The sequence below is a fragment of the Amycolatopsis sp. NPDC023774 genome, from assembly GCF_040639695.1.
Classification (GTDB): Bacteria; Actinomycetota; Actinomycetes; order Mycobacteriales; family Pseudonocardiaceae; genus Amycolatopsis.
The window spans coordinates 1-10,040 of record NZ_JBFAAJ010000071.1 but is presented as its reverse complement, the minus strand read 5'-3'; the positions used below and the strand labels follow the sequence as shown (position 1 = coordinate 10,040).

Genomic DNA, 10,040 nt, shown 5'->3' with positions numbered 1-10,040 from the left:
CGGAAACTGAGTCCAGTCGAGTCCCCACGCACCGGCACCGGCGCTGGAACGCACCACAATGCGCGCCAGCGCCAGCCCGGTCGTTTCTCCCCGCCCGGCTGATTTCGCGGTCGTGCGTCGCAACCGCCGACTCGTGCGGCTGCCCCCAATCACGCCCGCGTGGCGGATTGCCTTGAGTTGGCGGACATTGGAGCGCCTGGCGCCGGCACCGGATCATCGACGTCGTTGGCGTGGAGTCGGCGCCCTGTACCGAGGCCCGCCTAAGCCGGGGCAGGGTGACCGTGCCACGGGGGTCTGTGGGGGGGCGAGGGCGCGCGGGCCGGAACGGTTCCGTTTGGCAGCGAGGGCGTGGTCCGGCGGCTGCGCTGGGCAGGTGGCACGGCGATCTTCTCGCGGGGCGTGAGTTGCAGGTGACTCCTGGGGCCTCCTCATTCGTCAGTGCAGTTCAGGCGGGTGGGTTCAGCTCGATCACGGTCTCCGCCTCGGCGTCGATCCGCTCCCGGCTGTAGAGCAGGGGAAGGCTTCGCCGCGTGCCCACCGGGCGAACAGGTCGGTCAGGTGCGGGTCGTCGAGGCGGGCCCGACTGGCCCGGCGCGTTCATGGCGAGCGACGAGTTCCACTCGCCGACGTCGACGACGAGCCGGAACGTCGCGCCTGCCGACTGCACGAAGTTCGGGCCGTACGCGGTGGTCCCGACGGTGTAGCCACTGGCGATGCGTTGGAGTAGTTCGGTGCAGGATTTCGCCGAGCGCGGTAAACCAGCGCCTCACCGCTGCCGCCTCGCGGAAACGGTTCCGTGGCGAGCCGGTCTTCGGCGAGGTGGCCGCAACGCCTTCAGCGGGTGCTGCGTGCGGGCGACGTGCTCAGCAGTTCTTCCAGGTCAGCGACGGTGCCGGGCAGGGCCTTCGCGACGACGTCGGCGAACACGTCGGAGTTCTCGACCAGCTCGAGGGCGATCTGCGCGTCCGCGCGCAGGTCCTCCGGGGGTGAGACGCGGGTGGCCGTCGCGTCGGCGGCTTCCGCGCCCACCAACGGTCCAGGGCCTGCGCCAGCAACGCGAGCCGCAGGCGCCGGCGGTACCAGACCTCGAACAGCGCGGCGGCCGTTGATCGATCCCGCAGTCCGGGCTCGCCCTCCGCAGCGAACCGGCCCAGCCCGGTTTTCATACATTTACGGGAGATTCCCATCGCGGACGCGATATGCGCCTGCGGCCACCCTGCCCGGTGACGCCGGACAATCAGCAACCGGCCCCGAACCGTGGTCCGGGCATTACTGTGAGACACGAGAGCCTCCGGTTGGAGTGGGTCCTAGACACACCACACCCCATCCGGAGGCTCTCCCCACCTCAACCACCAACTGCTGCTACCAACGTCCTGGCCAAATACACCTAGGGGAACACCGTCCGCCAGTTCGGTGACCGGTCGGCTGAGAAGAAAATTTTGGACTCCCGGGGTTGTTCGAACACGACGTGCGGTCGTCACAACGGGGTGATCAGCAGGAGCACGACCGCCAGCAGCGCGACGGCCATGATCGCCCGGAACAACGCGCGTGAGCCGCTACCACGTCTCGGGATCAGGGCGAAGGCGAGGACGAGGCACGCGGCGGCGAACAGGGACAGCCCCGCGAGGCTCGGACCACCTTCTGGGCCCACGACAAGGCACACCATGGCCCCCAGCAACAGGGCCACCGCGGCCCGGCTGGACCAGCGCGGTCCCAGGAGGTGCGGCAGGCCGTGCACGCCGGTTCGCGCGTCGTCGGCGAGGTCCGGCAGCGCGTTGGCGAAGTGTGCTCCGCTGCCCAGCAGCGCACCCGCGGTGAACAGCCACCACGGCGGAGCCTGGCCACTGGTGAGCACCACGAACACCGGCAGCAACCCGAAGGACAGCCCGTAGGGCAGCACCGAGAGCCTGGTCGACTTCACGCCCGCGTCGTAGGCCCACGCGGACACCACCGCAACCAGGTGCACACCGCCGGCGAGCACACCCGTCGACAACGACAGCGGCACGCACGCCGCGCCGGCGCACCAGGCGGCCGCTCCGACGATCCGTTTCTCCACGAGACCTGTGGCGATCGGCTTGTCGGCACGGCCGACTTCCCGGTCTCGTGCGGCGTCGAGGTAGTCGTTGAGCCAGCCCACCGACAGCTGGCCTGTGAGGACAGCGGCCGCGACGAGGAGGACGCCCCACGGTGGGCGTCCCGCGGTGACCGCGATCCCGGCCGCCACCGCGGTGACAGCGAGCGTCGGCTCGGGGTGGCAGGCCCGCACCAGACCTCGAGCGGTGGCGTGCACGAGGCCAGCTTCGCAGGGTCTGCGCCAGCGCACCGGCCGACCGCCCCGCGAGCGGCTTCGCGGCGCGGAACGCCGCCGGGTGTGCGAGCGTGGAGGACGTGCCTTTCCGTGCCGCAGCACGCCGCGCACCGAACGACCCCGCGCAGTACGACGATCTGGTCGCGCAGTGGTGGCGGCCGCGAGGGGAGTTCGCGATGCTCCACTGGCTCGCGGCGGCCCGAGCCGCACTGGTTCCGCCGTCGAACGGGCCGGACGCGGTGCTGGCCGACCTCGGTTGCGGGGCCGGTCTTCTCGCTCCGCACCTGGAAGGCAAGGGCTACCGCCACATCGGCGTCGATCTCGCCGAGACGGCTCTGGTGCAAGCGGCCGCCCACGGTGTGTCACCGGTGCGCGCCGACGTCCGCTTCGTACCCCTGGCCGACGAGTGCGCGGACGTCGTGTGCGCCGGGGAAATCCTGGAGCATGTCCGGGACTTCCGCGCGGTCGTCGCGGAGGCGTGCCGTGTGCTGCGGCCGGGTGGCTGGCTGGTGCTGGACACCTTGGCTGACACCTGGCTGTCCCGGGTGCTCGCCGTGAGCGTGGCCGAACGCCTGCCCGGCGGCCCGCCGGCGGGGATCCACGATCCCGCTTTGTTCGTCGATCGTAGCCGCTTGATCGAGTGCTGCGCGGATCAAGGTGTTCCGCTGACGCTGCGGGGTATCCGGCCGTCGGGGGTGGACGTTGCTCGCTGGCTCACCCACCGCACCGATTCGGTGCGCATGCTGCCCGTGGGCACCACCGCTGTGCTCTTCCAAGGCTGGGGAAGGAAGGAATCTTCATGATCGACGAAGTGCCGAGAGCTCCGGCCGATCCTGCGAGCGCCCTGGAGGCGGCCAGGAACCTCGCCCCGCGGTTCGCCGAGCGCGCCACGACGCACGACACGCAGGGTGTGTTCCCGGCCGACGATTTCACCGACCTGAGGGAGTCCGGGCTCCTGGGACTGATGGTCCCCGCACGGCTGGGCGGCATCGGAGCCGGCTTCGCGGACTACGCGCGGGTCGCCGCGGAACTCGGCACAGGCGCCGGGTCCACCGCGCTGATCTTCAACATGCACGCCTCGGTCACCGGTGCACTCGCGCTCGTGTCGGACGACCTGGCCCGCGCATTCGGGGTTCCGGACGGATTTTTCACCGCCCGCGACCGCGTGCTGACCGAGGTGCTCGGCGGGAAGCTGTTCGGCGTCGCGATGAGCGAGCGAGGCGCGGGTTCCCGGCTCTCCTCGCTGACCACCAGCTACACACCTGTGGAGGGCGGCTACCGCATCACGGGAAGCAAGGCTTTCGTCTCCGGTGCCGGGCACGTCGACGCCTACCTGGTCGCCGCGCGCGCCACCATCACAACCGCAGATCAGCCGGTCGTGTCGCAGTTCCTCGTGCCCGCGGGCCCCGGAGTCCGCGTCGAGAAGACCTGGGACTCACTGGGCATGCGGGCAACCGGCAGCCACGACGTGCACTTCGACGTGACTGTGGGATCGGACGCGCTGCTGGGCGGGGTCGAAGGGCTGGCTCTCCTGCTGGCCGAGGTCATGCCCCAATGGCTGGTGGCGTCCTACGCCGCGGTGTATGTCGGGGTGGCCCAAGCGTCCATCGACGCGGCTGTCGCGCACCTGCGTGAACGCAAGCTGCACACGCTCCCTTCGGTGCGGGCCCGAGTCGGCCGTGCCGACGCCACCGTGGCGGGGGCACGCGCAGCGGTGGCGGAAGCCGCCCGGCGCGTGGACACGGCGCCGGGTGAACCGGAGACCAACCGATGGGCCTGGCGGGCCAAACTCCTGGCCGGAGACGTCGCGGCGACGGTCGCGTCGTCGATGCTGGAAGCGGCCGGAGCATCGGCGAGCCGGCGGGGACACCCGCTGGAGCGGCTTTACCGCGACGCGCGGTGCGGTGCACTGCAGCCGGCCACCTCCGACGTCTGCGCCGACCACCTCGGAAGCACCGCACTCGACCCCGACGGCGACACCGCGGTGTCCCGGTGGTGATCGCGAGGCTCGCCGGATCCGGATGCGCGTTCCCAGCCCGGCTCGAGCAGGACGCCTTGTGGGACGAGTTCTTCGCGCCGCGGCTGGGTCATTCCCGCGTCGCCGAACGGTTGTTCTGGGCGGCCGGCGTGCGGCACCGGCACGGAGTGGCCAATCCACTCGAGGAGGACGTGTCGCAGTGGTCGACCTCGCAGCGGATGGAACGCTTCATCGCCGACGCGCCCGCGCTGGGCACGAAAGCCGTCGGCGCCGCACTGGCCGACGCGGGGCTGGACGCCTCCGAGGTCGGCATGTTCGCCGTGGCTTCCTGCACCGGCTACTCCACCCCCGGTCTCGACATCCGCGTGGCATCAGCCCTGGGCATGCCCGACGACGTCCAGCGCCTGCTGATCGGCCACATGGGCTGCTACGCCGCACTGCCGGGCCTGGGCGCAGTCTCCGACTACGTGGTGGCCCGACGCCGGCCCGCGGTGCTGCTGTGCCTCGAACTGACTTCGCTGCACGCACAGCCCACGACCGGTGACCTCTCGCAGGTCGTCACCCACGCCCTGTTCGCGGACGCCGCCGCGGCCGTCGTGCTGCGCCCGACCGGCCCGGGCCCCGGCGTGGTGGACATCGCGGCGCGCACCGACCCCGCCACCGCCGGGCACATGCGCTGGGAGGTCACCGACCAGGGCTTCCGCATGGGGCTTTCCCCCGAGGTACCGGCTGTGCTCGGGCGGCACGTCGGCCCGGTGGTCACCCGCCTCTTGGACGAGCACGACCTCGCGGTCAGCGACATCGGAGCCTGGGCGGTCCACCCCGGCGGGCCGCGCATCCTCGACACCGTCGAGCATCGACTGGAGCTGCCACCCGGCGCGCTCGGAGTTTCCCACGGCGTCCTGCGGGAACGCGGGAACTGTTCCTCGGCCACCGTCCTGGTGATCCTCGACGAGCTCCTGCGCGGCGGGCAACCCGAAACTGGGAAACCCGCTGTGATGATGGCATTCGGGCCTGGCCTGACGCTCTACACCGCACTGCTGTCACGACCGGACTGAGCCTCGCGGCCCCGGTCCCGACGATCGCGAGACTCGCGATGCGGGCCGTGGCGTGGCTTCTGGTGGGGCGGGCCGGACCGCGCGCTGCTTGACCGCCCGGCCGCCACTTTACCCAGCTGGTCCGGACCCTCAACCGTGCTACGCGTGGTTGTTCGACGCGGCCAGGATGTTCACGGAGAGGAGTGCCAGGTCGTGATCACGATGGCGCCGAGCTCGGTGGTGTGGGGAAGGTGGTGTGGTCGGAGAAGGTGCGGATGAGGGGTGAGCCGCGTCCGTGAAACGGGCCCGGGTCGGGCGCGGGTGGCTGCCAGTGGCCTCGGGCGGTGCCGGTGATGCGGATCAGGTCCGGCCGATGGTGGCGTGGAGCTCGGCGGTGCCGGTCAGGTGGCGTCGGCGGCCAGTGCTTCTCTCGCCGACTGGTACAGGATGAACACGGGCCGAAGCCGATCAGCTTGAGCGTGCGGTCGCGAGGTAGCGCCCCACCGCCAGCGGCAGTTCAGCGCGTGCCCTACTGGCCTCCCGAGCCTCGACGAGCACCGCGGTCGCGGCCGAGGAGCAGAACGCGACGGACGGATCCCCGACCGGATCAGCAGCTCGACGCTGCTGATGAGGACAAACCACGTCGCGAGCGTGCTGAGGGATTCGGAGAAGAACAGGACACTTCCCGCGACGAACCACAGGGCGATGAGGTCGTTCGCGATGCTCAGGACCTCGTACCGCTCGCGGATGATCAGCTCGCCGTGGCCGAACCTCAGCACGAAATCCTGTCCGCGCGGATGGCCTGGATCGGGCGATCCCCTGGAGGCCGCCGGATCGCCGGTGTGCACCATCCGGGTCGCATACCTACGTGCCTGCGGAGAAACCGCGGCCGGAGGTTCTCCCTATGCGTCCACCACGCTGCCCGCCCCGTTACCAACGCCTTCGCAATCGGCACGAGCAGTCGCCGCAGTCTGACGAACGTGGGGCTGCGACGTGTTACGCCGACAGCAGACATCCCCGTCTGTCGGGGCGGTGTATGGCGATGGCTCAAACTGCCCCACACCGACAATTGACCGTCACGCCTCGCGGATGTGCTCCCAAGCTGCCGACAGCAGCGGTCGGTGCCCCTCGTACAGCTTTCCCCCGACACCCTCGATCGCCGCTGTGAGCGCGTCCAGACTGACGAACGGGAACCACGCGACCGCGGCTGCGTCGTCACCCGCATTGGCCACAACCGGTTTCTCCAGCCGGTAGAGCGCCACCGTGCTCGACGCCCACGCGTGATCGGTGTTCCGCCAGTCCTCCACGTAGGTCCGCATCAGAATCGTCGGCTCGACCTTCGTCAGGTCCACATCGGTCTCTTCGCGCAGCTCGCGCGCCAGAGCGCGAGCTGCGGTCTCGCCGGGATCGACCATGCCGCCGGGAATGGCCCACTCCCGGCAATCGTCACGCAGGATGAGCAGCACCTGCGGGTCCGCTGTGCCGGCACCGGCTACCACGATCGGGTCCACCGCCTGGTTCTCACCCCATCTTCCGAGGTGCCGCCCGGATCGTCCGGTGCGGCCGGTCGGGTTCAGCGGCCGGCGCCGGTCATCGATCCGGTAGGGCACCAGCGCGGCAGCCTGCCGCTCGGGCCAGTCCGTCACCTCGTTCGGCGTCACATAGGGATCAGCCCATCCCGCCCGCACGCTGCGTTCCAAACCGGCGCCCACGAGCTGCGACGGTGTGATGTCCACCGGGATGTATCCCGGCCACGGCGTCGACCACGAGCGCACGGTGTCCGGCACCCGCGCGCCGGCGCGGCTCACCTCGCTGCGACTGCCGGTCGCCCACAACTCGGCCGGCCCCGGCTCACCGAGGGCATCTCGGCAGCGCTGGGCGGTGCGCCGGGGCACGCCCATGGCCGTCGCCAGCTGACTGCAGGAGCCACCGTCGTGTGCGTGCATCCGGATGCCGGCGGCACGCACCCCCTCGATGTGGGCCAGCAGACCGCACACGTCGCGCAGCAACTTTACGTCCCACGCCAGTCGTGTACCGACCGGGTCGTCGGTCAGGCTGCCTGCGTCTACCGGGGCCCCGGCGTCGCGCCCCTGTCGCTGCTCGGCCAGCCCCGCCAGCACCGTGTGCAGCGCTTCAGCGAGCTCCGCCGCGTCGGCTCCCACTACAGCGGACTGCTCCGCAGTCAGGGACAGCACCAGGTCCAAACCACCGCGTCGCGCCTCGGCGCCCTCGCGGTATGTCAACATCGCTTCCCCTCCTCCTGCACTGGTCGGTACAGCCCAAGGTACGCAGACGCTCGGGAAGAACCGAGGTGCGGTCGCAGTGGTCATGCTGCTCTGCGAGGCATCGGCGTTGCGGCCGGTCAGCCCGGCCTTGGTCAGAATCATGTTCCCGAGGCCGCGCGAATGGCTTGCGCACGCCGCGCGCGGCTACCATGCCGCTGGGTTCACGTGTCGAAATGAGGGTGTAATGGTCGAGCCACCGGTGGTCGTACTCGGCGCCACGGGCGGGCAGGGGCACGCCGTGACCGAAGCCCTGCTCGCGCGGTCCACGAAGGTGCGTGCGGTGGTGCGCGATCCGCGCAGCGCCGGCGCCCGCCGGCTGGCCGAGCGGGGCGTCGAGGTGCTCGCCGGTTCACTGGACGACGCCGAAGCCCTCACGGCCGCGATGCGCGGGACCGCCGCGGGTTTCGCGTTCACCACACCGTTCGAGGCCGGCATCGAGGCGGAGGTCGCCCAGGGCCGGGCGATCATCGTCGCGGCCGGGCGAGCGCAGCTGCCCCACCTCGTGTTCAGCTCGGTGGCCGGAGCGGGCGAGCAGACCGCGATCCCGCACTTCGAGAGCAAGGCGCGCATCGAGGGTGACCTGCGCAGGTCCGGCCTGCCGCACACGGTCCTGGCGCCGACGTACTTCTACGACAACGCGCTGGGCGGCGTGGACCGCATCCGCGCCGGCGTGCTCGACCTGCCCCTGCCGCCGGACCGGCAGCTGCAGCAGATCGACCGCGGCGACTTCGGCCGGTTCGCCGCGGCCGTGCTCCTCGACCCCGGCAGCTACTCGGGCCGGCGGATCGAGCTCGCCGGCGACGCGCCGACCCCGGCCGAGATGACCGCCGCCCTGGGCCGGGCGCTGGGGCGTGAAGTCGACTACAACCAGGTGCCGCTAGCCGCGATCGGCAACCCCGACATGCTCGCCATGTGGACGTTCCTCAACGGCCCGGGCTACCAGGTCGACCTCCCCGCGCTGCACGCCGCCGCTCCGCACCTGACGTGGACCAGCTTCGCGGACTGGGCGGCGCGCACGTTCGCCGCGTGAAGTGACAGCCGCGTCGGTGTGGTGGCTGAGGTTTCTCGTGCGCGTGGCGCAGCAGGCAGGAGCAGCCGACAATGCAATCCAGCCCCGACAGCTCGTGGCCCGCGGTGCTGGACGAGGTGACCTGCCTCTGGAGTCCTTGACCGCGACGCTGGCCACCGAAGACGACTTCACGGGCCTGCTGCACCAGATGTGCGCCCAGGTCGTCACCGCCGTGCCCGGAGTCCACGAGGCCGGCATCACCCTGCTGAGCGACCACCACCCTGCGACGGTCGCGAGCACCACCGAGGTGGTCACCGCCCTCGACCGCGACCAGTACGCCACCGGGCACGGTCCCTGCCTTCAAGCCGCGGATACCGGCAAGCTGGTCCGGGTCTCGGTCGCCGAGGTGGCCGAAGAGTGGCCGGATCATGTCCTTGGACACCGACGAGCCAGAGCCCATCCACAAAAGATCTTGTAACACCATGGCGGCAGTGCCCCGCACCGAGACGACAATCATGGACACGCGGCGCGGCGGCATGGCGCGCGGCGGACCCGCCTGCAGGACGTTCACCCCCCTCGCCTGCCGGTGGGCCGCGCTACGCGCGTGCCGCCCCGACGCCGCGAGAGGCCGGCGTCCGGCTGGCCCTCGAGGGACAACGGTGCGGACATGCGCGAGAGCTTCCACCACGAGCTGAACCGCCTCAGCACACAGCTGGGGCTGATGTGCACGCTCGCGGCCGACGCGATCCGCCGGGCAAGCAGAGCACTGCGGACCGCAGACCTGGACCTCGCCGAGCAGGTGATCGCCGCCGACGCCGAGATCGACTGGGCCCGCGCGGACTGCGAATCACACGCCCAGACCCTGCTGGCCCTCCAAGCACCCAAGGGACACGATCTGCGAACCATCCTGGCCGCGATCTACTGCGCCGAGCGGCTCGAGCGGATGGGCGATCTGGCCGCGCACATCGCCGACACCGTCCGCTTCGCCCACCCCCACCACGCCGTGCCCGCCCACCTCGAATACGACTTCGCCGAAATGGCCGACGCCGCCGCCGCCATGGCAGACCGGCTCGCCGAACTCATCGACCGCCAATGCCCGTGCGGATTCGCCGACCTCGCCGACATCGACCAGACCATCGACACCATCCACGCCCACGTCCTCGCCCAGATCACCAGCGACCAGTGGCCCCACTGCGTCCAGACAGCCATCAACCTCGCCCTGCTCGCCCGTTTCTACGAACGCTTCGGCGACCACGCCGTCGCCGTGGCCAACCGACTGGGCTTCGCCGCCACCGGCGAACTTCCCTTCCACAACACCTAACTCGGCTCGGCGTTTGAGGAACATCGGAACTGTGATTCTTTGACCGGTGATCCGGCTGGGTCGGGTTGCTGCCAGGCTGACGCTGGCATCGGGGCATGACCC

11 protein-coding genes and 1 pseudogene are annotated in these 10,040 nt (G+C 70.7%); 6 read left to right on the top strand and 6 right to left on the bottom strand.

Annotated elements, in window-relative coordinates; all coding sequences use genetic code 11:
- Positions 1 to 445 precede the first annotated feature (445 nt).
- The 4 genes and pseudogenes from AB0F91_RS46245 to AB0F91_RS46230 all read right to left on the bottom strand — a co-directional run bounded on the left by AB0F91_RS46245 (position 446) and on the right by AB0F91_RS46230 (position 2,290).
- Positions 446 to 667: a penicillin acylase family protein gene (locus tag AB0F91_RS46245; RefSeq protein ID WP_360608741.1), complete on the bottom strand. Its 222-nt coding sequence runs from the start codon at positions 665 to 667 to the stop codon at positions 446 to 448.
- Between the two features lie 167 nt (positions 668 to 834).
- Complete coding sequence (locus AB0F91_RS46240) at positions 835 to 1,029, bottom strand: hypothetical protein (RefSeq protein ID WP_360608743.1); 195 nt, start codon at positions 1,027 to 1,029, stop codon at positions 835 to 837.
- 77 nt (positions 1,030 to 1,106) lie between these two features.
- Positions 1,107 to 1,283: pseudogene (locus tag AB0F91_RS46235) on the bottom strand (leucine zipper domain-containing protein); the annotation flags it as partial.
- 194 nt (positions 1,284 to 1,477) lie between these two features.
- Entirely contained in the window at positions 1,478 to 2,290 is an 813-nt protein-coding gene (locus AB0F91_RS46230; protein ID WP_360608739.1) for a UbiA family prenyltransferase, read from the bottom strand.
- A gap of 98 nt (positions 2,291 to 2,388) precedes the next feature.
- Between AB0F91_RS46230 and AB0F91_RS46225 the strand changes: the two genes are divergently transcribed.
- From AB0F91_RS46225 to AB0F91_RS46215, 3 genes are read left to right on the top strand one after another with little or no spacing between them, the layout of a single operon-like run.
- Entirely contained in the window at positions 2,389 to 3,111 is a 723-nt protein-coding gene (locus AB0F91_RS46225; protein ID WP_360608737.1) for a methyltransferase domain-containing protein, read from the top strand.
- The gene (locus AB0F91_RS46220; protein WP_360608735.1) at positions 3,108 to 4,307 is read left to right on the top strand and encodes an acyl-CoA dehydrogenase family protein; all 1,200 of its coding nucleotides are present in this window, start codon (positions 3,108 to 3,110) and stop codon (positions 4,305 to 4,307) included. The genes AB0F91_RS46225 and AB0F91_RS46220 overlap by 4 nt, the downstream gene beginning before the upstream one ends.
- Positions 4,301 to 5,344, top strand: a complete 1,044-nt coding sequence (locus tag AB0F91_RS46215) for a 3-oxoacyl-[acyl-carrier-protein] synthase III C-terminal domain-containing protein (RefSeq protein ID WP_360608732.1) — start codon at positions 4,301 to 4,303, stop codon at positions 5,342 to 5,344. The genes AB0F91_RS46220 and AB0F91_RS46215 overlap by 7 nt, the downstream gene beginning before the upstream one ends.
- 380 nt (positions 5,345 to 5,724) lie before the next feature.
- On the opposite strand, the gene AB0F91_RS46210 is transcribed toward AB0F91_RS46215, so the two are convergent.
- Positions 5,725 to 6,102 (bottom strand): YrhK family protein, encoded by a 378-nt coding sequence (locus AB0F91_RS46210; protein ID WP_360608730.1) that lies wholly within the window; start codon positions 6,100 to 6,102, stop codon positions 5,725 to 5,727.
- Positions 6,103 to 6,399: 297 nt separating this feature from the next.
- Positions 6,400 to 7,569, bottom strand: coding sequence for an NUDIX domain-containing protein (locus AB0F91_RS46205; RefSeq protein ID WP_360608729.1), 1,170 nt, complete (start codon positions 7,567 to 7,569; stop codon positions 6,400 to 6,402).
- Positions 7,570 to 7,792: 223 nt separating this feature from the next.
- Between AB0F91_RS46205 and AB0F91_RS46200 the strand changes: the two genes are divergently transcribed.
- From AB0F91_RS46200 to phoU, 3 genes are all read left to right on the top strand, one after another.
- A complete protein-coding gene (locus AB0F91_RS46200) occupies positions 7,793 to 8,638 on the top strand; it encodes an NmrA/HSCARG family protein (protein ID WP_360608727.1) in 846 nt (281 codons plus the stop codon).
- Between the two features lie 136 nt (positions 8,639 to 8,774).
- Positions 8,775 to 9,095, top strand: coding sequence for a hypothetical protein (locus tag AB0F91_RS46195; RefSeq protein WP_360608725.1), 321 nt, complete (start codon positions 8,775 to 8,777; stop codon positions 9,093 to 9,095).
- 189 nt (positions 9,096 to 9,284) lie between these two features.
- Positions 9,285 to 9,938, top strand: coding sequence for a phosphate signaling complex protein PhoU (gene phoU, locus AB0F91_RS46190; protein ID WP_360608723.1), 654 nt, complete (start codon positions 9,285 to 9,287; stop codon positions 9,936 to 9,938).
- Positions 9,939 to 10,040 lie beyond the last annotated feature (102 nt).

Excerpts from the sequence above, each read along its gene's own strand:
- phoU (WP_360608723.1), top strand. The coding sequence starts at position 9,285 with ATGCGCGAGAGCTTCCACCACGAGCTGAACCGCCTCAGCACACAGCTG.
- AB0F91_RS46220 (WP_360608735.1), top strand. The coding sequence starts at position 3,108 with ATGATCGACGAAGTGCCGAGAGCTCCGGCCGATCCTGCGAGCGCCCTG.
- AB0F91_RS46205 (WP_360608729.1), bottom strand. The coding sequence starts at position 7,569 with ATGTTGACATACCGCGAGGGCGCCGAGGCGCGACGCGGTGGTTTGGAC.
- AB0F91_RS46200 (WP_360608727.1), top strand. The coding sequence starts at position 7,793 with ATGGTCGAGCCACCGGTGGTCGTACTCGGCGCCACGGGCGGGCAGGGG.